This is a genomic window from Blautia caecimuris (assembly GCF_024622975.1).
In the GTDB taxonomy this organism is placed as follows: domain Bacteria; phylum Bacillota; class Clostridia; order Lachnospirales; family Lachnospiraceae; genus Blautia_A; species Blautia_A caecimuris.
In genome coordinates this window covers 123398-146537 of record NZ_JANJZT010000006.1, presented here as the reverse complement: position 1 = coordinate 146537, position 23140 = coordinate 123398, and the positions used below count along the sequence as shown (strand labels likewise).

21 protein-coding genes are annotated in these 23140 nt (G+C 43.1%); 9 read left to right on the top strand and 12 right to left on the bottom strand.

All coding sequences use genetic code 11. The annotated features are described in order from the left end of the window. The first annotated feature begins 229 nt into the window (after positions 1-229). The 5 genes from NSA57_RS06090 (at position 230) to NSA57_RS06070 (ending at position 3594) form a co-directional block, all read left to right on the top strand. Positions 230-649, top strand: coding sequence for an RNA polymerase sigma factor (locus tag NSA57_RS06090; protein ID WP_195659746.1), 420 nt, complete (start codon positions 230-232; stop codon positions 647-649). Continuing rightward, positions 646-879 carry a helix-turn-helix domain-containing protein gene (locus NSA57_RS06085; protein ID WP_195659747.1) on the top strand — a complete coding sequence of 78 codons (234 nt, stop codon included), beginning with the start codon at positions 646-648 and terminating at the stop codon, positions 877-879. The genes NSA57_RS06090 and NSA57_RS06085 overlap by 4 nt, the downstream gene beginning before the upstream one ends. Before the next feature lie 457 nt (positions 880-1336). Further along, on the top strand, positions 1337-1531 hold the full coding sequence (locus NSA57_RS06080; RefSeq protein WP_004614488.1) for a hypothetical protein: 195 nt from the start codon (positions 1337-1339) through the stop codon (positions 1529-1531). A 104-nt stretch (positions 1532-1635) separates the two neighbouring features. Then, the gene (locus NSA57_RS06075; protein WP_195659748.1) at positions 1636-2856 is read left to right on the top strand and encodes a tyrosine-type recombinase/integrase; all 1221 of its coding nucleotides are present in this window, start codon (positions 1636-1638) and stop codon (positions 2854-2856) included. 285 nt (positions 2857-3141) lie between these two features. Further along, entirely contained in the window at positions 3142-3594 is a 453-nt protein-coding gene (locus tag NSA57_RS06070; RefSeq protein WP_147599424.1) for an Hsp20/alpha crystallin family protein, read from the top strand. 56 nt (positions 3595-3650) lie between these two features. Here the strand turns inward: NSA57_RS06070 and NSA57_RS06065 are convergent, their stop codons facing one another. Genes NSA57_RS06065 through NSA57_RS06050 form a run of 4 tightly spaced genes read right to left on the bottom strand, consistent with a single transcriptional unit; the run spans position 3651 to position 9143 of the window. Then, on the bottom strand, positions 3651-4718 hold the full coding sequence (locus NSA57_RS06065) for a galactose ABC transporter substrate-binding protein (protein ID WP_257464320.1): 1068 nt from the start codon (positions 4716-4718) through the stop codon (positions 3651-3653). Positions 4719-4737: 19 nt separating this feature from the next. Continuing rightward, positions 4738-5700 (bottom strand): sugar ABC transporter substrate-binding protein, encoded by a 963-nt coding sequence (locus tag NSA57_RS06060; protein WP_257464319.1) that lies wholly within the window; start codon positions 5698-5700, stop codon positions 4738-4740. Further along, positions 5697-7499 (bottom strand): sensor histidine kinase, encoded by a 1803-nt coding sequence (locus NSA57_RS06055; protein WP_257464318.1) that lies wholly within the window; start codon positions 7497-7499, stop codon positions 5697-5699. The genes NSA57_RS06060 and NSA57_RS06055 overlap by 4 nt, the downstream gene beginning before the upstream one ends. Before the next feature lie 21 nt (positions 7500-7520). Next, positions 7521-9143 carry a response regulator gene (locus tag NSA57_RS06050; protein ID WP_257464317.1) on the bottom strand — a complete coding sequence of 541 codons (1623 nt, stop codon included), beginning with the start codon at positions 9141-9143 and terminating at the stop codon, positions 7521-7523. A 252-nt stretch (positions 9144-9395) separates the two neighbouring features. Between NSA57_RS06050 and NSA57_RS06045 the strand changes: the two genes are divergently transcribed. The 3 genes from NSA57_RS06045 to NSA57_RS06035 are packed head-to-tail and all read left to right on the top strand — an operon-like array spanning position 9396 to position 12062. After that, entirely contained in the window at positions 9396-10562 is a 1167-nt protein-coding gene (locus NSA57_RS06045; protein ID WP_147599417.1) for a trans-sulfuration enzyme family protein, read from the top strand. Between the two features lie 16 nt (positions 10563-10578). After that, positions 10579-11301, top strand: a complete 723-nt coding sequence (locus NSA57_RS06040) for a Na+/H+ antiporter NhaC family protein (RefSeq protein ID WP_257464316.1) — start codon at positions 10579-10581, stop codon at positions 11299-11301. A gap of 2 nt (positions 11302-11303) precedes the next feature. After that, complete coding sequence (locus NSA57_RS06035) at positions 11304-12062, top strand: Na+/H+ antiporter NhaC family protein (protein WP_257464315.1); 759 nt, start codon at positions 11304-11306, stop codon at positions 12060-12062. 136 nt (positions 12063-12198) lie between these two features. Here the strand turns inward: NSA57_RS06035 and NSA57_RS06030 are convergent, their stop codons facing one another. Both NSA57_RS06030 and NSA57_RS06025 read right to left on the bottom strand, forming a co-directional pair. Next, on the bottom strand, positions 12199-12903 hold the full coding sequence (locus tag NSA57_RS06030; protein WP_173753113.1) for a FadR/GntR family transcriptional regulator: 705 nt from the start codon (positions 12901-12903) through the stop codon (positions 12199-12201). 26 nt (positions 12904-12929) lie between these two features. Next, positions 12930-13997, bottom strand: a complete 1068-nt coding sequence (locus NSA57_RS06025; RefSeq protein WP_147599411.1) for a substrate-binding domain-containing protein — start codon at positions 13995-13997, stop codon at positions 12930-12932. 432 nt (positions 13998-14429) lie between these two features. Between NSA57_RS06025 and NSA57_RS06020 the strand changes: the two genes are divergently transcribed. Continuing rightward, positions 14430-15572, top strand: a complete 1143-nt coding sequence (locus NSA57_RS06020; RefSeq protein ID WP_257464314.1) for a DUF4317 domain-containing protein — start codon at positions 14430-14432, stop codon at positions 15570-15572. Between the two features lie 69 nt (positions 15573-15641). On the opposite strand, the gene NSA57_RS06015 is transcribed toward NSA57_RS06020, so the two are convergent. The 6 genes from NSA57_RS06015 to NSA57_RS05990 all read right to left on the bottom strand — a co-directional run bounded on the left by NSA57_RS06015 (position 15642) and on the right by NSA57_RS05990 (position 23132). Further along, positions 15642-16934: an FKBP-type peptidylprolyl isomerase gene (locus tag NSA57_RS06015; protein ID WP_178709469.1), complete on the bottom strand. Its 1293-nt coding sequence runs from the start codon at positions 16932-16934 to the stop codon at positions 15642-15644. Between the two features lie 70 nt (positions 16935-17004). Beyond that, positions 17005-17784: a hypothetical protein gene (locus NSA57_RS06010; RefSeq protein WP_257464313.1), complete on the bottom strand. Its 780-nt coding sequence runs from the start codon at positions 17782-17784 to the stop codon at positions 17005-17007. After that, on the bottom strand, positions 17774-18226 hold the full coding sequence (locus tag NSA57_RS06005; RefSeq protein WP_257464312.1) for a DUF4869 domain-containing protein: 453 nt from the start codon (positions 18224-18226) through the stop codon (positions 17774-17776). Before NSA57_RS06005 ends, NSA57_RS06010 begins: the two co-directional genes overlap by 11 nt. A gap of 52 nt (positions 18227-18278) precedes the next feature. Continuing rightward, the gene (gene mfd, locus NSA57_RS06000; RefSeq protein ID WP_257464311.1) at positions 18279-21596 is read right to left on the bottom strand and encodes a transcription-repair coupling factor; all 3318 of its coding nucleotides are present in this window, start codon (positions 21594-21596) and stop codon (positions 18279-18281) included. Beyond that, complete coding sequence (pth, locus tag NSA57_RS05995; protein WP_257464310.1) at positions 21593-22171, bottom strand: aminoacyl-tRNA hydrolase; 579 nt, start codon at positions 22169-22171, stop codon at positions 21593-21595. The genes mfd and pth overlap by 4 nt, the downstream gene beginning before the upstream one ends. A gap of 10 nt (positions 22172-22181) precedes the next feature. Then, positions 22182-23132 (bottom strand): TIGR03943 family putative permease subunit, encoded by a 951-nt coding sequence (locus NSA57_RS05990; RefSeq protein ID WP_147599401.1) that lies wholly within the window; start codon positions 23130-23132, stop codon positions 22182-22184. Positions 23133-23140: the final 8 nt, after the last annotated feature.

The window sequence follows — 23140 nt, the reverse complement described above, 5'->3', positions numbered from 1 at the left end:
CAGTCCGCTATTACAATCATTATACCCTTTATATGAATTAAAATTTCATATCACTAGCATTTATAAAACAGTCCATTTGTGTAATTACACATTGTCGGGCTGTTTTTGTTTTTCAGAAAAATTTTTTTGAAAATCTTGGTAGTTTGCCACCTCTCTTGGTAGTTAGGGTGCGGAAAGGGGGAAATAAACAAAAGTTTATTTCAATCCAGCACGGAAAGGAGGTGAGCAAATGAAAACATCTTCTTTCAAACAAGCCATTGAAGCACAGTTTGATTGCCTTTCAAAAAAAGTGATTAAACGTGCAGTAAAGAAAGGCTACCGTGATATGAAAAGACGTGAGAAGCACGAATGTTTATTTTCAGATATTCCAGATTATGAACAATCACGTTTTGGAGAATTGGATAAATACGAAAGTGATTATACTGTATTTAACATCTTAGGCATTGAAGTATGGATTGAGGACGACCAGTTAAGCGAAGCCCTTAAAACATTGACAGAGAAGAAACGCAACATTATTTTGTTGTCCTACTTTATGGATATGTCGGACAGTGAAATCAGCGAATTTATTAAAATTCCCCGTTCTAACGTCCAGTATCACAGAACAAAAACACTTGAAGCAATGAGAAAAATTATGGAGGAACGCAAATGAAAAAATATGAACATCTGCCTTTTGAGATTATTTTATCAGCAACAGAGGGCGACCCAGAAGCGATTGAAACAGTTATGAAATTTTATGACGGCTACATTTCCAAACTGTGCCTGCGTAAATTGTATGACGAATACGGTAATGTCTGCATGGTGGTGGACGCTGAATTAAAAAACAGAGTTCAGATAGCGTTACTTGATATGCTGATGAATTTTGAAATTGTAGTGATGTAATACATACAAGTGAAGTCTGGCACGTCCCCCTTTCCTGCCACTTCACTTGCCATTCTATTAAAATCAAATTTAAAAATTGATTTTAATAGGCTGGATAGCCGATAGTTCTTTGACAACTGAATAAAGCAGACAGATACGTTTGTGAGATAGTGAGCCACGGGGACTGTACGCCATAACCTTTTCAAAAGAAAGCGAGCGACCCACGCAGTGATCCGAGAGCGACTATTGGAAAAGTCGTTTTGCCACGACCTATCCTCACAGAATAATGATACGTCCGCATGGTGCGGTTCTGCCCACAAGAATGGGAATTGTTGAGATACTAACGGAGCTTTCCAAAGCCGTCTGCCTGCTTATGTAACTTATAAAATAGACACACAGTAAAGGGGGTGTTACATTATGACTAATGATACTGATGTGTTAAATGATGTAATGTTCCAGCGAGGTAAGGTGTTGGAATATGAATAAAACGAAGATAAGAGCAACGGAACAGCCGATTGCTGTTGATATAGAGGGACTGTCTGCTATGTTATCTTGTGGTCGTGCTACTGCAAGAAAAATAGGAGAACAGGCAGGAGCAAAAATTGTGATAGGTCGCAGGGTTCTTTATTCCATAGAAAAGGTTAAGAAATACTTGCTATATTTGGAAGAATAGAGCGATTTTCTATTTATGTTCTCTGGCGTGTGTAGTATAATAAGAAAGGACAAAGCACGCTGTGAGAACAAGAAAAGAGGCTTTTTCAGAAAGGAATGGTTCTCATGGCAATTAGTAGAAAAGACCCAAAAGGAAGAAAATTAAGAGAGGGCGAAAACTGGCGTAATGACGGAAGATACAGTTATCGTTATACAGATGTAAGAACAGGCAAGAGATTGACAGTCTATGCACAAGATTTACCAGAGCTTCGGGAGAAAGAGAAGCAGATTGCAAAAGATATGGAAGATAACATACTGACAGACGGAGCAATCAAAAAAATGACGCTCAACACGTTATTTGAGCGTTATATGGCAACTCGTGAGCTGGCTGATACTACAAGAGTTAGTTATGTTCGTGCTTGGGAAAACAGAGTAAAAGACGAGATTGGAAATATTAAAGTTGTTCAGCTTTTACCCTCACATATCAAAGCGTATTATGCGAAACTTTCCAAAGCTGGATATGCTTATTCTACAATCAAGTATATTCACAACCTGCTTTATCCTGCATTAGAAATGGCTGTTGATGATGATATTATCCGAAAGAACCCTGCAAAGAGTTCCATTAGCGATTATGGAAAACCAGCAGAGGAAAAAGAAGCCTTAACTGTTTCTCAACAAGAAAAGTTTATGGAGTTTGTAAAACAGAGCAATGTCTATAACACATATTATCCCATGTTTACCATAATGATTGGTACGGGGTTAAGGTGTGGGGAGTTGATTGGTCTTACATGGAAAGATATAAACATCAAGGCAAAAACGGTTAATGTAGACCACCAGCTCATATATAAGAATTTAGGCGATGGTTGCAAGTTCCATATCTCAACACCAAAAACGGAGTCGGGTATTCGTATTATACCTATGACACAAGAAGTTGCAAAAGCCTTTGAGGAACAAAGTAAAATCAATTTCATGCTTGCAAAGGATAAGAGCATTGAGGTGGACGGGTATTCGGGGTTTGTCTTTACAGCGAAATCGGGCAGACCGCTTATGCCGAATGGCGTAAATAGTGTTTTATATAACATTGTAGACGCATATAACAAAACCGAAGTAGAGAGAGCAAAAAAAGAGCATAGGAAAGCAGAGCTGTTACCAAAGTTTTCAGCTCATGTAATGCGTCACACAGCTTGTACCAGAATGGCAGAGTGCCGTATGGACGTAAAAGTTCTTCAATATATTATGGGACACGCTCATATAGATGTAACAATGGAAGTGTACAACCATATTGGAGAGCTGACAAGGATTGAAAATGAGATTGCAAGACTAGATAGTATGGTGTTAAATGCTTGACACCACAAAAAGAAAAATTGGTGTCAAATTGGTGTCAAAACAGAAAAAATCACAATTTCAAAAGAAATAAGATACTGCAAACCATTGATTTTAAAGGGTTTGCAAAAAAATAACAAAAATATTAGCACTCACCTCTTGACTCTGCTAACAATAAGTGTTATATTACATATAGAACAAAGGAAAGGAAATAAAAAGATACAAAACCTGCATCTTTAATTTCCTGAAACCTCCCGGTTCCGTAATAACACATATTAACATAGATAATAAAAAAAGGAGAGATGACTTATGTTAATGCCTAGTATTTTTGGAGAAAACTTATTTGATGATGACTGGATGAACTTTGGATTCAATGACAACTTCTGGGGAAAGAAAAATCCATTATATGGAAAACATGCTCAGAACATGATGAAAACAGACATCCGTGAAAAAGACGACAGCTATGAACTTGATGTTGATCTGCCAGGCTTTAAAAAAGATGAAATCAAAGTTCAGCTGAAAGACGGCTATCTTACCTTATCCGCTGCCAAAGGTCTTGACAAAGACCAGCAGGATAAACAGGGCAATTACATCCGCAGAGAGCGTTATGCAGGCACTATGAGCAGAAGCTTCTTTGTAGGAGAGGATGTTGCCCAGGAAGATATCCATGCCAAATATGAGGACGGCATCCTGAGGCTTTCTGTACCAAAGAAAGCGCCGAAAAAAATAGAAAACACCGGCTATATTTCAATTGAAGGCTGATGCTTTCATCTTCTCTTTATTCTCCGGGGTCTTTCAGACCCCGGTTTTTATATACCTTATTCTGACTGGCGGCTCTGTATCTCACTTACATTCTCAGCCGTTACTTTCTGATAGGGAAGACGAATATATTTTCCATCCTGAAGCGTATATTCAGGACTGAGATCCTTTTTCAGAATAAGAGAGCCCGCCAGCTCCAGCATTCCCCGGGCCTGTCCTTTTGCATCATTCAGAACAGTGCCAAGAAGCTCTCCCTTTTCTACGGCCTTCAGCCCTACATCTGTTCCGTCAACTCCCAAAATCACCGGCCAGTCGTCTGACTGACTGTCCATTCCCCGGGCCTTAAGAGCATCGGCAGCCCCTAGCGCCATATCGTCGTTATTGGCAAGTATCACTTCAATTTCAGATCCATAAGAATTAAGAAACGGTGTCATTTTAGTGGATGCCTGATCCCTGTTCCAGTTGGCAATCTCATCATCAAGCTTTTCTACTGTGTATCCGCTTTCTGTAATTTTATTGATTACAGACATACTGCGTACCATGGAATCATTATGTCCTGCCTCGCCTTCCAGCATCACATATTGAAGAATGCCGTCCCCGTTTGTGTCAATAGATACAAAATCCTGTTCGCATTGTTCTACCAGGATTTCTCCCTGAAGCTGCCCGGATTCAAAAGCATCTGCCCCTACATAATAAAGCTCCTCCCAGCGTTCCAGATCTTCTTCCACCAGCTCTCTGTTAAAAAATATCACTGGAACATGATTACTTTTTGCTTTTTCAATAATGATGGAAGCGTCCGTTCTGTCAACCAGATTAATGCATGCAAGATCACATCCTTCTTCAATAAAATTTTCCATTTGATCATTTTGAGTAAACTGACTCTGATCTGCATTCTGAATATTCAAAGTAATGGAAATTCCCCAGTCCTTTTCCTTTTCTCTGGCATATGACTGAAGCTGGGAAATGATTTCTGACATAAATGTATCATATTGATCGTACACACTGACACCGATCTTTATGCTCTGCGGCTGTATTTCCGCAGTCTTTTTGCTGCCCGAACATCCGCTGAAAACTACTGTCATACAGCATATTCCTGCCAGGACCCATGTTCTTTTTTCCCTGTTCACTTTCCCTTCCTCCTACGGATCAGATATCCGAGAACAGCAAACGTTCATTTTCATCTTCATACAGAGATTTCTTTGTTACTGTTCTGTATCTGATGCTGGTATTTTTCTCTATCCACTCTTTTTTCTTATTTTCTACCAGGCAGGTAAGCCCCTGATATCCCATGTTAAATTCATTTTGATAAACCAGCATGGAAATATCTTCGTTATCCAGAGCATTTACCGTCTGAGCAGTGTTTCCTGTCCCATATATCCTGCAGATATTTCTATTTTCCCCCCGGGTCTGACTGCTCTCTTTCCACAATGCAGCTGCCCGTTCTGTTGTACTTTTATCCAGAGTTACCAGATAGGAAATCTGGTCAAAAAGACTGGCGCTGAACTCTCCGCCAAGACTGCTTATCAGCACACTCTGTTCTGCCTGCTCCAGTGTATCTTTCAGGCCTTTATAGCGCAGGCTCACACTGTCCCTCTGCATATTTTCTGTTATGATCGTTACCTTCCTGGGGTTTCCTGTCTGTTCCATATCCTGAAGAACAGCCTCCCCCAAGGCCTTTCCCATAGCATAATCATCAGACCGGATCACAGGAAAAGAATCTCCTGCGCCTGTTTCCACAAAAATAATCGGAATAGAAATCATCATATTTTCCAGGACTTCCTGAATCTCCCGGCTGTTTACAGCAGCCATTAAAATACCTGAACTTTTTCCGCGGATCTCCTTATTTACTTCCTTTATCTGATCTTCTGCCGTATCATTTTCTGAAAGATAAATATAATTTACATCTACGTTCAGATCTTCTTCTGCCTGCATGATTCCCTGAATAAGAGTTCCCCATTCATCCTCTGTATTCTGATAAAGAATCACTGAATAAACATCCGAAGACTCTTTTTTCCGGGCAAAAACCCCGTAGTAATACAGGCCGCCCAGCGCGGTCACAGCAGCCAAAAGGAGCGCCAGACTTTTCCACTGAAACCGTTTCTTTTTCATTGTCTGTCCCCCTTCTCCACACTGGAAGCCTCTTCTGTTTCGGGAAGATGAATACGCACGGTTGTTCCTTCATCCGGCTCACTTTCAATTTCCAGTCCGTACTCTGTTCCAAAATAAAGCTGAATACGCTGATGTACATTTTTCAGCCCTATGCCCGATCCTCTGCTCCGGGTTTCAGATTCCTCTGTCAGAAGTCCGGCCACCTGCTCTTCCGGCATTCCCGGACCATTATCCTCAACTTCTATAAAAAGCTCCTGATCCTTTGTATAAGCCCTGATATAAATTTCTCCCTCGCCGTCCATATATTCCATACCATAATAGATTGCATTTTCGATCAGCGGCTGAATGATCAGCTTAATTGTTCTGTACTTTTCAATCCCTTCTTCAACCTCAAAAAAGGAAGTGAATTTGTTCTTATATCTGTACTTCTGGATATCCAGATAGCTTCCTGCATGCTGCAGTTCTTCCCCTACTGTAATGATATTTCTTCCTCTGGAAAGGCTGATCCGGAACAGCTTTCCAAGAGCATGAACCATAAATACAGCGTCCTGATAGCGTTCGCTTTCTATCATCCACATAATAGAATCCAGGGTATTATAAAGAAAATGAGGATTGATCTGAGACTGAAGGGCATCCAACTCGCTTTTTCGCTTTTCTTCCTGCTCCTTTACAATATCATCCGTCAGTTTCCGCAGCTGATCTACCATAGAACGGATGGTCTTTCCCAGATGCTGAATTTCCGAAGAACCTCCAATATAAATTTCAGGTTTCTGATCCACCCCGATAGCTTTCAGAGAATTTTCCAGTTTTTTCAGAGGTTTGACAATTCGTACAGCCACAAACCGATTGGCAAATATCATCAGACATACAGCCAGGATAATAATGATCACAGCCATAATTTCCGTTCTGTTAAAATCCTTAAACAGCCTGTCTGTGGGTGTCACGCTGACAATTTTCCAGCCGGTATAGCCTACGGTTTTTACCACAACTGTCCGGTCTTCGCCCAGAAACCTTTCTTCATATACACCGTCCTCATAGTGACTGGCTACTTTATTATTTTCTTTCAACATATTGGAAAAAATAAGGTTCTGTTTGGGATGATAAATAATCTCACCATCACTGTTAATAAGATAAACATACCCCATATCCTGGCTGTTGATCTCTGTAAAAAGCTGACGTATTCCGCTGAAATTCATGTCAACCAGCAGAATCCCACCGGATATTTTGCCTTCTGTGGTAAGCTCAACTCCCCTGCTTAAAGACACTACCCAATAATAGCGTCCATTGCTGTTTTCAAAAATATTCTGCACATGAAGCTCTGAAAAATGAAGATTCTCCATTTTATTCTGGGCGCTGGTAAACCAGCTCTGCTGTGTGACATCTACATTATTTTTTACGTTTCCCACAGGCACTGCCCCCAGCAGCTCACCATTCTCCGAAAAACATGCAATGCTTACAAGACTGTCTTTATTTACCTCATAAAGAAGGTTCAGTTCATGAGAAATATCGTCTTTGCTCATGTCTACTTTTTTGATCACATTATAGTACATGGCGTCAGAAATACGCATCATGCTCCGGAGATAATTATTCAGATTGATCTCAACCTGATTTACAAGCTGACGGGTATCATTCAGCATCATTTCCTTTGCTGCTCTGCCATAACTCTGATAAAGAAAAACGCCAATAAATACCATTCCTATGAGAGCGACCAGGGTAAAAGAAGCTGAGATCACAAACTGCAGATCCCGGCGTTTTATATAGCCAACAAGCTGATTCCATTTATTTTTTATGTACTTCATAAGCTGATAACTCTTTTGACCTTAATCTGTATTTTTCTCCTTTTCGCACATTTCTGCCCTGTATTTTGACGGGGAAATTCCATACTGCTTTTTAAATACATAGCTGAAATAATTGGGCTCCATATACCCCACTCTGGACGCAATGATATATGTTTTATCCTCTGTTGTACGAAGAAGCTCCAGCGCATGTTCCAGGCGTATCTTTGTCAGATAAGCAACAAAGCTCATGCCCACTTCTCTTTTAAATATCGTAGAAAAATAAGCTGCGCTTACATTCAGACAACGGCACAGACTGTCCGCCGAAAGGTCGCTTTCTTTATAATGTTCCTCAATATATGCCTTTGCCTGCTCCGTAAGTCTTGCTGCCGAATCCCGCCTTTCATGCCTGAGGACATGCCGCAGATTGGTGCACACTTCCTGAAGCCATCCCTCCAGTTCATCCACTGTTACCATCCTGTAAAGCTCCTGCCATGAGCCTGCATGTTCCCCGAAAATCTGATTGGGATGAAGTTTATACGCGCGCCCGATCTTCATAAGCTCAGACAAAAGTTCCATAAAAAGAAGCTGATACTGTCCCGGAGAGATCGGTTCCTTCCGGATACTGTCCATAATCTGAGCAATGGCTGCATTTGTTTCGTCCCTGTTTCCCAGCTTCACTGCATGAACCAGGTTCTGAAACTCATGCTCTGTGACAAGGATATTTTCTTCCGAGCAGGGCTCAATATCATTGATATAAAGCACCTGGCCGCTTCCCAGAATACTTCTGTATTCCATGGCGTTTACTGCCTCTTCATAAGAAGTATGCAGAGCGTCTGTATTGGCGCAGATCTGTCCCACAGCAGCTGTCACAGATGACTTCAGAACACGGAAGCCCATTTTGCAGATCTGGTCCAGATGATAGAGAACCTGATCGATTTCTTCTCTTTCATCCAGCATAAAAATAACAATTACCTGATCCAGAAAAGCCGTACTGAAAAACCGGGTTCTGTTCTTCAGATAATCCTGAACCATATCCTTTAAGGACAGCGTAAACAGCTGTGCCGGCTGCGGCTGCTCTTCTCTTGGATTTACATCCATATACAGTGCAGCTACCACATAAAAAGGAGAATCCAGACATATTTCATAGGTTTCCATCATAGCTCTGGCCCGTTCTCCTGCAATCCGTCCTTCCAGGATCCCCATAACAAGCTGCTCCCGCATGGCAGGAAGACTTTTTCGATAATACTCTGACAGCCTGTTCAGATTCCTGTATTCATCATACTCCTGATCCAGCTTTTTCCGGACTTTTGAAAACGCAGCCTCCATATCTCCTGCGCTGATCGGCTTCAGAAGATATTCTTCTGCTTCCAGGTGAACCGCTTCTCTGGCAAACTCGAAATCATCAAACCCGGAATAAATGATCACTTTCATATTCCGGTAGCTCTGCTTCAGATTTTTGCACAAAGTAAGTCCGTCCATATAAGGCATTTTAATATCTGTCATAACCACATCTATATGAAGCTGCTCTGCCATTTCCAGGGCTTCCTGACCATTTTCTGCGGTTCCCGCCAGACAGAATCCCAGCGCTTCCCAGTCGATTTTTTTCTTCATTGCCTGAAGAACGTCAGCCTCATCATCCACCAGCAAAACATTATATAATTCCATAAAATTTCCTCCACATTATAAAAATATTATACCATGGTAAGCCTGTTTTATAAACGGATTTTTGAGTGCGGCAAAATCTCTTCCTGGATTCCTTCACCTTAAAAACGCACAAATTTTATCATTGGTTTTTGTATCTTTTTTACAAAAATCAAAAATATTTTTTTCAAATATTGACAAAAAATTGAACAAAGTCCATAATATGCTTATAAATTGGTTCAACCAATGAACCATTGTACCAAAGGAGGAAGCACAATGACAGATAACCAGGATTTACTGGCAATGACTCATCTTGGAGAAGATCCCTCCAAATACATGAAATCTGTGACACCGCCGATTTTTATGAACTCCCTTCATGTATTTGATTCTGTGGAGGATTACTTCTCTGTGGACATTTTCAAAGATGAGTATTACTACGGAAGGGCGTCTAATCCAACCGTAACTATTCTTGAAAAGAAGCTTGCCGCGCTGGAACACGGAACCAGAGCCGTTGTTTTTTCTGCAGGAATGGCTGCCTGCGCCGCGGCAATCCTCGCTGTATGCAAAACCGGAAGCCATGTGATCTGTATGAAGGCAAGCTACGGACCTGTACAGCATCTTCTCAATGATTTCCTGAAAGAAAAAATGGAGATCAGCGTAACCTATGTTGACGGAACTGATCTGAAAGATTTTGAAAATGCAATCCGTCCGGAAACAGATCTGATCATTCTGGAAAGCCCGTCTACCCTTATTTTTTCAGTTGTAGATCTTGAGGGAGTTGCAAAGCTTGCTCATGCACACGGCATTAAAACCTATATCGACAACACCTATTCCACTCCTGTTTTTCAGAAGCCTCTTGATATGGGAATCGATATTGTTATGCACACTATGACAAAATATATCGGGGGACACAGCGATCTGATCGGCGGAGTTCTGATCTCCAGGGACGATGAATTCATGAAAAAAATCATGGTTCAGAGAGATTGGTTCGGAGGTGTACTGGGACCTATGGAAGCATGGCTTGCAATCCGCGGTCTGCGTACCCTGGATGTGAGAATGCAGAGACATTATGAAACTGCTATGAAAGTAGCTGAATTCCTGGAAAATCATCCAAAGGTAAAACATGTATACTATACAGGATTAAAATCTCATCCTCAATATGAGCTTGCACGTAAGCAGCAAAAAGGAGAATGCGGTCTGATGAGTATTGAAATTGACGGCTCCGCAGAGGATACCGCAAGATTTGTAGACAGTCTGAAGATCTTTGAGCGCGGCTGTTCCTGGGGTGGCTTTGAAAGTCTTGCTATTGCCTATACTTATAACTGGAGTGAAGAAGAACAGGCTTTTCATAACCTGAACAGAAGCATTGTAAGACTTCACTGTGGACTGGAGGGAGCTGAAAATCTGATCGCAGATCTTTCACAGGCTCTTGATAAAATCTGATTGAGAGGACTTAATTATGGGAGAGAATACCAACGGAAAAACTAAAAAAACACCGGGGCTCGGACTTGCGCTTCTGCCGCTGGCGTTCATGTTTGTAGTATTGTTTTTGGGGTTAATTATTTTCAGCATAGATATTAAGATCTTACTTCTTATCTGTGCGGCTTTTACCATTGTTTTATGTCTCTTTCTGGGGTATACCTGGAAGGATGTGGAAAATGAAATTGTAGATAAGCTGGCAAAGGCTTTTCCTGCTATCATGATTCTGATCACTGTAGGACTGATGATCGGCGCGTGGATCGTCAGCGGAACTATCCCGTTCCTGGTTTATATCGGACTTCAGATCATTAATCCGAAATTTATCATTGTAACCTCTTTCCTTGTGACAGTGATTCTTTCTGTCAGCACAGGAACCTCCTGGGGCGCTGCCGGAACTGTAGGAGCAGCTCTCATGAGCGTGGCTGCCGGCATGGGCGCTCCTCTTCCGGCAGTAGCAGGCGCCATTGTTGCAGGCGCTTATTTTGGAGATAAAATGTCTCCGCTCTCCGACAGCACCAATATGTCCGCCATTGCCAGCGGAACAAACCTTTATAAACACATCGGGCATATGTTCTACACAACAATCCCCGGTTTTGTCATCAGCTGCGTGGTTTATGTGATTGCCGGAATTTCTTTTGCCGGAAGCGGAGAAATCTCACAGGTTGACTCTATCATCACCACTTGGCAGAGCTTTTTGACCTGAGTATGCCGGTAGGCCTTCTGCTGCTTGTACCGCCTGTAATTGTTGTTGCAGGCTCCCTCTTAAAGAAGCCTACCATTCCTGTTATGATGATCTCCTCTGCCGTAGCAGTAGTGATCGCAATGACAGTTCAGGATTTTTCCTTCCAGACCTGCGCAACAAGTATGGTAAGTGGATTCAAAATGGAAATGTTTACAGATCCGTCTCTGAATCTTGCAGGAATTGTCCAAGAAGTTCCAAACCTTCTCCAGAGAGGCGGTATGGCTTCCATGATGAACACAGCGCTGATGGCATTCTGTGCTTTTGGATTTATCGGAGCGCTTACTGTTTCCGGATGTCTGGATGTGATCCTCAGCCACATCATGAAGCACATTCATGGTACCGGACAGCTTATTACTGTTACTGCTCTTCTGGGCGTGATCATTATCACTGTAATCGGAGAGGCCTCTGTTACCTTCCTGATGATCGGAGGACTGTTCCGGGAAGAATATATTAAACGTGGTCTTGAAACAAAGAATCTTTCCCGTACACTGGAAGACAGTATCACCGTTGTGGAACCGCTGGTTCCCTGGTCACTGGCAGGCGTTTACATGACCTCCACTCTGGGAGTTCCTACCGCGCAGTATGCTCCATGGGCATGTCTGTGTTACACAGGTGTTATTTTTGCCATTATCTGGGGCTTCACCGGATTTGGTATTGCCAAAATTAAAAAAGGCGGAGATAACTACGACGAATATGTGGAACTGACAGGAAAAGAATTATAAAATAAACAGACAGGAACCGACATTGATATCAAATAGGTTCCTGTCTGTTTTTATAACCTGCTGTTTTTCCAGAATCTGTTCCGGTAAACGATTCTGTCTAAAACCAGCACACTTCCTATATAGTACTCCTGTCCAACTATTTCTGTCTGGAATGATCGATCAGACTAAATCCATGCTCCAGGATTTCATCAACAGCTGCCAGAGCCGCCGCAGAATTAGAATTAAAAATCGCTTCTGCAAGCTGAAAATGCTGCGGGATCGTTGCAAGCCACACAGAATCATTTTCACCATCAGCATTCTCCCGCTGTACAAAACGCCTGTCACGGATTCCCTGGATCACCTGATGCACAGCCTTATTTCTTCCCATTTCATAAAGCTCTGTATGAAAGCTGTAATCCAGCGTGTGGCTGTAGATATTTCGGGAATACTTTTCCATAAGCTCAGACGCAATAGAAACGAGCTTTTCTTTTTCTTCCCTGGTTCCTCTGCTGATTGCATTCAGAACCGCCTGATGATCCAGAATCGTCTGAAGTTCCTGAAGCTCTTCTGTGGTACATTCTGTTAAACGGACAGAAATGGCGCTGTGTTCTCCATACGGATCCTTTACAAAAACTCCACTTCCTGTTTTTACATAAATAAGTCCTCTGTCTTCCAGAATACGCAGACCCTCTCTCACAGAATTACGGCTTGTCTGAAGCATTGCCGCCATATCCCGTTCAGAGGGAAGCTTATCATCCGGCTGCAGATTATTCATTTTTATGTAACTGTAAACAGCATCCGAAATTTTAAGATAAAGAGAATCCTTTTCAACGGGTTTCAATAAAATATCGTTTTTTTTCATATTCTCCTCTTTTTCACCTAATTGCATTATGAATTAACAAGTTCCAGAATCTCTTCTGCATTCTCCTGTGTCACCTTTATGTAATCAATCAGAGTAACAGGCTCTGTTTCCTCGCCCTTCAGAAACTTAACAGCAAGCTCTGCCGCCCCGTAGGACTGGCTGAAATAGTCATTAAAAACCGTGCCTGTAAATTCTCCGTCAACAACGCTCTGAACTGCTTCTTCCAGGGCATCCACCCCTGTCAGGTAAATATCCTCTCCTACTGTTCTGTCTGCCTCCCGGATTGCTTCTAATGCGCCCAGAGCCATAGCGTCGTTATTGCAGAATACCACTTCTATATCATTTCCAAACTCGTCAAGGGCTTCCTCCATGATCTTCTGTCCCTGTGACTGGCTCCAGTCTCCTGTCTGAGCCAGAAGCTCCCTGGTTTCCACTCCTGCTTCTTCCAGAGCCTTAACAGAATACGCTGTTCTGTATTGAGTATCTATATTTTCCGGCTCCCCCTGTATCATAATATAGGAGACTTCTCCATCGCCGTTAATATCGCCCTGATTCTCTGTTACCGCAATTTCCTCTCCCTGAAAAATACCGGACTGCCTTGCATCTGCGCCAATATAAGCGGCCTGGATTCCTTCCTGCTCCCATCTTTCCATTTCCAGAGAATCCGGCTGACGGTTTATATAAACAACGGGAATTCCCTCTTCACTGCAAAGCTCTGTGATCTGTGGAGCCGCAGATGCGTGCACCAGATTCAGGATCATCACATCTGCCTGATCTTCAATAAATCCTTCCACCTGCTCTGTCTGCCTGTCCTGGTCATTTTTTCCATCTTCAATCAGGATATTTTCTTCTTTAAAGCCCAGTTCTTCTGTCAGATAACGTACAAGCTCTGTCCGATACAAAGTCATAAAGGTATCTTCAAACTGATAAATGGAAATCCCGATCTTTGTATTTTCTGTATCTATGCCCTCCATATCCGGCTTTTGCACAGCGGTCTCTTCCGTTTTCTCTGCAGCCAGAATCAGATCTGTTCCTGTAAATGCTGATGTAGCCGTCACCGTCAAGAACACCGCTGCCAGTATCTTACGTTTCATTTCATTTTCCTCCCTCAAAGCACCCGGAACTTTGTTTCCCGGTATCTTTATTTTAACAGTATTGCTGTCAAAAATACATATGTTTTTTAGCGTTCCCGGGATTTTGGTATTCCGGACTGCAAGAGTAAATTCCGCCTTTTCCAGGACATGGGGACAAAAGCTTCCTGTCCCGGTAAATTACTTGCAGAAGAAAAACCCGTGTGTTATATTAAAACAGAAAGAACAGAAGACATCTGTCTTTATCATGATACTGTATTTGCAGCCGTTTCTATTTCTGTAGCGGCTGCTTACATTTTTCTGAAAAACTTTTATCATACAGAACTGTGAATGGTGTCAACAAACACAAAACACGCCCTGGTGTAAAGTTCTGGCTACGTTACCGGGCACAAGATACCAACCTGAATACACACATACAAAGGAGATTCCCAGCCTATGAACAAAAAAGAAATATCTGAAATAAAAAAACAGTTTACCCCTGACTGCTGCTGTATCACCCGTATCTGCGGCTGTTATGTAGACGGGGAAAAAAACAAAAAAACAGAGCTGAAAGAAGCTTTCCTTTCTCTTTCTGAAGAGGAAGCTTTTAAATACTTTGAAATTTTCAAAAAAACTCTTTCCGGCACCATCGGAAAAAATCTGATCAATATGGAATTTCCCCTGGAACAGGAAAAAGAAGGAGGAACCCAGGAATTCCTTCTGAAGCTCCGGGGAAGCAAGCTTCAGGATCCTGCACTTCTGGAGGAATTTTATGATAAGATCATCCAGTTCTACGATTATGGGGAAAACTACTACATTATATTGATCCATGCAGTTTACGATATTCCCGGCAAGTCCTCTGACGGCATGGAAATGTTTGATGCCTCTGACGAGATCTACGACCATATTCTCTGCAGCATCTGTCCGGTAAAACTTTCCAAGGCAGGACTTTGCTACAATGCGGAAACAAACAATATCGAGGACCGCATCCGGGACTGGATCGTGGAAATGCCTGATCTTGGCTTTCTGTTTCCTGTATTTAATGACAGAAGTACAGATATCCACGGGCTTCTCTATTATTCAAAAAATGCAGAACAGCTGAGAAGTACCTTTGTGGACGAGCTTTTCGGCTGCGTTACTCCTCTGTCTGCAGGAGGCCAGCGGGATTCCTTTAATGCCCTTGTAGAGGAGACCCTTGGCGAAGACTGCGCCTATGACACAGTTATAAATATCCATGAAAAATTAAATGAGTGGGTAGAAACACAAAAGGATGCTCCGGAACCGGCTGTACTGACAAAGCCGGAAGTGAAGCGGCTCTTTGAGGAATGTGGTGTGGAAGATGAAAAGCTGGAAGCCTTTGATTCCTGCTATGAGGCCACTGCCGGAGAAAATGCATCTCTCATGGCTTCCAATATTACCAACACCCGGCGGATGGAGATCAAAACCCCTGATGTGGTGATCCATGTGGACCCGGACCGTGCAGAGCTTGTGGAAACAAAGATCATTGACGGCAGAAAATGTCTTGTGATCCCCATGGAAGGGGATGTGGAGATTAACGGAATCCATGTGTCTTTTAAAGAAGACCCTACTCTTCATTAATTTTCTCCGTAAAAAAGGATATCACAAAAGGCTGTCTGCCAATCGTGATATCCTTTTTCTAAAATCGTGTTACTTTTCTGCCTCTTCAGTTGGCTCAGGAGTAACTGTTGTCTTTACAGTATCTTCTGTCCCCTCTTCTTCAGCTTTCTCTGTTTCAGTTTCCTCTGCGTCACTTTCCGGCGCTTCTGTTGGTTCCTCTGCGATTTCCTCAGTTTCTTCTTCCGCAGGCTCAAGAACCTGATCCTCTGCCGGGGTTTCCTCAGAAGCATCTTCTGCTTCCGGTGTTTCTGAAGGCTCGGCAGTTGTACCGATCACAAATTTATGGTTGTCCTTCAGTTCCAGAGTTTTCAGAACCTTTTTATCCTCTGTGATCTCAGCTTCTTCTAACCATTTATCTGTTGTTTCTGTATAGAATTCAGTCTGTTTCTCATCAAGAATGGACGTTTTTTTATTCTCAGTAGCTTCCGGATCATTTACTTTGTTCAGTCTTACAACATAAAAAGCAGTGTCTGTTTCAATTACATCCTGAGCAAGCTCTCCGTCTTTGAGAGTTCTCAGCACGGAAATAACCTCTTCCGGGTAGCCGGAGGATGTGAGATCAGCTTCGCCTTCTTCCTTATCCTCTTTCTTTTCGTTTGTATCAAAGGTTCCTTCCAGAGCATTGTAGTCCTCACTGACAGCTTTTACTGTTTCGTCAAAATCAGCTTCCGGATCCTTTTTCATTTCATCAAGGATTTTCTCAGCGTCTTTCTTTTTCGCCTCAATGTCTTTTTCTTCCAGATCGGCAGTGCTGATGCTTACATAGGTAAAGGATGACTGCTGGGCTTCCTCATCCGGGATCTCTGTGTCCACTTCAGCTATAATGGCATCGTGCATTCTCATCTGATAGGTACGCAGCTCCAGATATGTTTTTATCTGATCCTCTGTAACAGAAAGAGTCTCGATAGTCTCCTTGCTGTTGGCTTTCATAAACTGTGATGCAGCCTCTGCAATGGCTTTCTGATCGTCCTCAGTTACTTCAACCTTGTAATCAGCTGCCTTTTCTTTCAGAAGATACAGAGTCTCCAGATCCTTCAGAGAATCCTTAACTGCCTGTTCTCCGTAGGTTCCGCCTTCTTCTGCCTCAGATTCCCAGATAGAATATCCGCCCTGTCCGCCCATAAGGCTTGCGTACATTGCTTCCGCCTGAGCCTGACTCTGACGGACCATAATGCTTAATACTCCCATGGGAATATCGGTTTCGTTTACTGTGGCAACTGTCTGAGTTCCATCTAATTTCTTTTCACCGCAGCCGGCAAGCATTCCCATAGTCATTACGCCTGCAAGCACGGCAACGGCTGCTCGTTTTGATCTTTCTTTCATATTTTCCTCCATTGTAGCCTGACTTCATTGCTACAAGTATAATCTTTTTTCACCCTGAGAGCAAGGAGAATCACAAAATTCCATGATTTTTCACACATTTTGCACAGATTCCCTTTCTAATCTCCTCCGGAAACCATCCTGTAATTCTTCTGTTATCCTCAGAGCCGAAAAACTCCAGACATTTTTCTATCATAGCTCCAAATGCTGCTCCGTCTGCAATAACAAGAATATCTCCTTCTCCCATTCTGCGGACGGTATTGATTATATTGCCATTACCATTTGCACTGATAACCTGCCTTTCCTTAAAAACCTTCGAGAAAAATTGGTATCCTGAATTACTATCCTCGGTCACAATATTTTTTAAAAGATTGTTTCCTGCTTCCGGATAATTACTGTACAGTTCCTTTAGCTCATGATAGGATTCCTTTATATCAGTCCTTTTTCCATCTGTTATAATTTCATAAATCTCATGAATACTGTAAGGAAGCACAGTAATAGGAGCTCTTGTAACTATTACAAAATAGTTCCCTGAATGCTTTACAAAATCGGCAAACTCTTTTCCAAACACAAAATTGTTATTTTCCTCAATAAAAATCACTGTGTTTTTTAAAGGAAACAGGTCATCCTGCCAGTCACGTCCAACCTCACGTCTAAGATAAACATAATAATCAACATCTGCAGACACTGAGTATCCTGATTCTCTTCCCACTCTCAGATATTCATAAAGAATGTGAAGAAGAGTAGTTTTTCCTGTAGCACTGTCTCCTTTAATTACAGTAATATTTCTTTTTATAGTAAAATCAAAAATGGCTTTCCTGCTTTTAGCGCAAAAGTGATAACTACCATTCATCCAGCATTCCCTCCGCTTCAAGGAGTCCTCTTACATATTCACTTCTGTTATGGACAATCCTGCCTGTATTCATAATCTGAATCTCAAACTCTCCTTCAAACCTCATAATATGTCTTAAAAAAACAGTCAAATCTTTTTTCTCTGCAATCTTTAAGACCCACTTTGCACAATTATTGCCACAATTAGACATATTGTAAATGAAGGAGTCATCCTTCAGCATCAGAATCAGAACTTTAACTCCTCCTGATAATTCCCTGGGAGTAATTGCTCCCAGAACCGGGCTCTCAATAATATGAGGTGTTAAAACTTCTGAATGGTCAACATCTCTGATCATTTCCTTTACAAGATCATCCTCCAGCCATTCATCTTCATACACATTATCAAAGTACGCCGGAGCATCATTCAAATATTCAATTCCTGTGTTATACCATATTTTCAACATATTTTCAGATCTGCCTTTCCGATGTCACAAACTGTTACTGTTCACAGATTCCCTACTCCTCCACCAGGCGGTTCAGCTCTGTAAGGAAATCTGTCAGAGCTTCCAGCGGTCTTCCCTGAGGTGTATAGATAAATTTCGGTTCCTGCTCTGCCTTAAACTGCAGGCCTCTTCTGTATTTCTGCATAAGAGCCGGGATTCCTGCCGGATCTATATGCGCTTTTTCGTAAAGAGTGATCCTCATGTCGCTTCCAAGCTGCTTGATCTCTGTTACATAAGAGCGATGGGCCAGAGCCTTCATTCTTGCAATGGCAAGGAGGTTCAGCACTGCCTTCGGCATTTCCCCGAAGCGGTCCAGAAGCTCTTCCAGCATATCGTCATAATCCTGCTGACTTTCGATTCCTGCGATTCTCTTATAAATATCCAGCTTCTGATATTCGTTGCTGATATAGGTATCCGGAATAAAAGCGTCTATGGTAAGGTCAATGGTAGTTTCAAAGTCCTCCATTGTATGAATGCCCTTGGCTTCCTTGACAGCCTCACTGAGCATCTTGCAGTAAAGGTCATAGCCAACTGCATTCATATGTCCGTGCTGCTCTGCGCCCAGAAGGTTTCCTGCGCCACGAAGCTCAAGGTCGCGCATGGCAATCTTAAATCCGCTTCCCAGATCTGTATATTCCCGGATGGCAGAAAGCCTTTTTTCTGCAGTTTCCTTCAGCATGGTGTTTTTCCGGTACATAAGAAAAGCATAAGCGGTTCTGTTTGACCTTCCGATCCGTCCCCTTAGCTGATAAAGCTGAGAAAGTCCATACCGGTCTGAATCATGGATGATCATGGTATTCACATTGGAAATATCAAGGCCTGTCTCAATAATGGTTGTGGAAACCAGTACGTCAATGTCTCCGTTGATAAATGCAAACATTACGTTTTCCAGTTCCCGCTCGCTCATCTGCCCATGGGCAAAATCCACTCTGGCATCAGGCAGAAGTCTGGACAGTCTCAGGGCAACCTCTGCAATATCATTGACGCGGTTATATACATAATATACCTGGCCGCCCCTGCGAAGCTCACGGTTTACCGCTTCTCTTACTGTTTCCTCATCATACTCCATAACATAAGTCTGAATGGGGACACGATCCATAGGCGGCTCTTCCAGAACGCTCATGTCGCGGATTCCGATCAGGCTCATATGAAGAGTTCTTGGAATCGGCGTGGCAGTCAGAGTCAGAACATCAATATCCTTTTTCAGCTGTTTGATCTTTTCCTTGTGGACAACGCCGAAGCGCTGCTCCTCATCAATGATCAGAAGCCCCAGGTTCTTAAACTCCACATCCTTTGAAAGGACTCTGTGAGTTCCCACAATAATGTCAACCTGGCCTTTTTTCAGATCACTGATCGTTTTTTGCTGCTGGGCTGCAGTGCGGAACCGGCACAGGAGATCCACTCTTACCGGAAACTCTTTCATTCTCTGGACAAAGGTATTATAAACCTGCTGTGCAAGGATCGTGGTTGGCACAAGGTAAATTACCTGGCGGCTTTCCTGAACAGCCTTAAAGGCGGCGCGGAGAGCAACCTCCGTCTTTCCGTAGCCTACGTCGCCGCACACAAGGCGGTCCATGATCTTGGTGCTTTCCATGTCTTTTTTTGTATCCTCAATGGCAGCAAGCTGATCCTCTGTCTCCTCATAGGGGAACATTTCCTCAAACTCTCTCTGCCACACTGTATCCGGACCGCACACATAGCCTTCTTTTTCCTGACGCACTGCATAAAGCTCCACCAGCTCCTTTGCAATGTTCTGAACAGCGCCCTTTACTTTTGATTTTGTCTTTTTCCACTCCTGGCCTCCCAGCTTGTTCAGCCTTGGAGTTCTTGCAGCCTCTGCCCCGGAATATTTCTGAAGAGCGTCCAGCTGAGTGGCAAGAATATAAAGGTTGCTTCCTCCACGGTACTCGATCTTGATATAATCCTTTACGATCCTGTCTACCTCAACCTTTTCAATTCCCTTATAAATTCCAAGTCCGTGCTTTTCATGGACAACAAAATCCCCGATGGACAGCTCAGAAAAGTCCTGGATCCTCTGACCGTTATAGTTTTTCTTTTTTTTACGCGGCTTCTGCTCTTTGCCGAAAATATCAGTTTCTGTAATAACCGCAAACTTTACAAGAGGATACTCGAAGCCTTTTCTGGCATGGCCGTAAACCACCATGATCTCTCCGGGATTGAGGATACGCTCGCCGTCCTGTCCATAAAAGGCGTTCATCCCCTGATCCTGAAGATCCTTTGCCAGACGCTCTGCCCTTGTGCGGGAGCCTGACATAAGAATGATCTGATAGCCCTGATTTTTGTACTGCTGAAGATCCTTTACAAGAAGCTCAAAGCTGCTCTGATAAGAGCTCATGGATTTTACGGTCAGATTGTGCTTTCCGGTAATGTTCCACCCTGCTTTTTGGGGCTCCAGAGCAGAAAGTGAAACACAGTTGCGTTTATTCAGCTTATGGCAGACCTCTTCCCAGGAACACATCCAGCCCTCAGAAAGATTCTGCTCTCCTTTTTCCTGACGGTTGCGGCAGCTCTGACGGAATTCCTCCTCCACCGCCTTTGCATTTTCGGAAAGACGGTTCGGCTCGTCCAGAAATATCATTGTCTTTTCCCGGTCAAAATAGTCAGGAAAAGTCAGACCGCTTTTTTCTGTCTGCTGTTCCGCCGCCGGATAAATGGTAATCTCTTCCAGATTTTCCAGAGATCTCTGGCTCTGAGTATCAAAGCTTCGGATTGAATCGATCTCATCCCCCCACAGCTCGATTCTCCAGGGATTTTCTTCTGTCAGAGAATAAATATCAATGATCCCGCCTCTCACCGAGAACTGTCCCGGCATCTCAACCTGTCCCACACGCTCGTAGCCCATGCTTACAAGAGAAGTCTTTAATTTATCAATGTCAAGCTGGCTGTCATTGCGGAAATAGAGAAGCTGCTTCCGGATTTCCTCCAGAGGAGCGAGAAAGTCCATACATCCGTCCACACTTGTAACCACTGTGATCTCTTCTGAAGTAAGAAGAGCCCGGATCACCTGCATCCTCTGCCGTATCAGCAGATTTCCGTGGATATCCGCCTGAAAAAACAGAAGATCTCTTGCCGGATAATAATAAACATTTTTGTCATAAAAACGATAGTCCTCATAAATCTGCTTTGCGCTGCGCTCGTCCTCAGAAATGATCAGATGACATGGAAAAAGCCCGGAAAGCCCATATATCATATGTGCTTTCTGGGACTCCATACAGCCGCTGACAGCCAGGACGCCACGGTTATCTTTTGCCTGTTCCCGTATTTGTTCCATCTCTGCAAGATTCTGCAGAGGCTGCAAAAATGCTTTCATACGACCCCCGTCTTTTTGTTAAACTCATTCATTGCCGCATCTGTTCCTCTGGAAAGAATCATTTCCACAGCCTTACAGGCTCTTTCCTGCGCCTCGTCCACCAGTTTGCGCTCCTGTGTGGAAAACCTTCCCAGTACATGATCTGCCAGATCCCAGCCCTGAGGCTTGGCTCCTACGCCCACCTTGATACGCACAAACTTCTGCGTTCCAAGCTGTCTGATCAGATCTTTGATCCCGTTGTGTCCGCCTGCGCTTCCCTGCTTGCGGATTCTTAGCTGTCCCGGCTCCAGATCAATATCGTCATAAATAACGATCATCTCTGTTTCCGAATCAATTTTAAAATAATTTGCCATATCCCGCACCGGGCCGCCGCTTAAATTCATATAAGAAAGTGGTTTCATCAGAAGTACCTGCTCTCCCCCGATGATTCCCTTTCCGTACATGGCATTGAACTTGACGCCGCCCTGGGGAATCCTGTGTTCCTCCACCAGACGGTCGATCACATCAAAGCCCATGTTGTGCCGGGTGGCTTCATACTGCCTTCCTGGATTTCCCAGACCAACTACTAAATACATGCCGCTCTCCTTAATTAAAATATACCATTTCTTCTTCCAGAGGTTCACATGGCTCTACAAAATCTGCGTAAAGCACGATTCCCTCTCCCTGATATTCCATACGGTTTTCAATTCCCACTTTTGCAGTGACTTCTACCCACTGACCCTGCTGAAGCTTCGGCGCAAAAGCGCTTTTGCACACATAACCAAGGAAAGTTGTATCGTCTGCACAGCAGGTCATTGCCGTACGGCCCGGAACAAAGAATTTACTTCCCATTCCTCTGGGCTTCATTACTCTTGCCTTAAACTTCACAGTTTTATTTACATAAGTTTCCGGATGATCCATAGCGTCCACAAACCAGATTCCATAATCCTCCGGCAAAATATCGATCACAGGAGCATTGACATCAAAAGGCATCTCATCCTGGAAAATATCGTCAAGCTCGCCTTCCTCGTCCTCAAAAATAACTTCCGCTCTCTGATTTGCCACCTTGATCCCTCTTCTGTAGGTTGCAAGAGGATCCTCTTTTTTGCAGCGGTTAAACACAACCATATCGCTGTTTCTTACCATATCCATAAAAATGGATTTCATATTTGCCATATACATCTGGAAGGTGCTGGCATCTACGCAGGTGATCTGCTGCTCCACGCCCCAGCCCTCCGGCTTCTGCATTTTTTCAAAGTTGCTTACAAGCCACATGCCGTTGTACTCAATGATCACCCGTTCCGGCTGGTACAGAATATTCATGGCAGCAAGGCGGTCTGTCGTAAGGTCTTCTTCTTTTTCAATGATCTCCACTACGGTATTGCTCATTTCCAGAACAGCCTTATCGTATTCCACTTCCCCTTCTTCACAGAGAATCAGAAGAGTAGTTCCTTCTGTATAAAAATAATCCTGCTGCAGGGTAAAATTCAGGAAAGAGGTTTTGCCGCTTTCCAGAAAACCCGTTATCAGATAAATCGGTACTGTAATCTCGTTCATTTATTCCT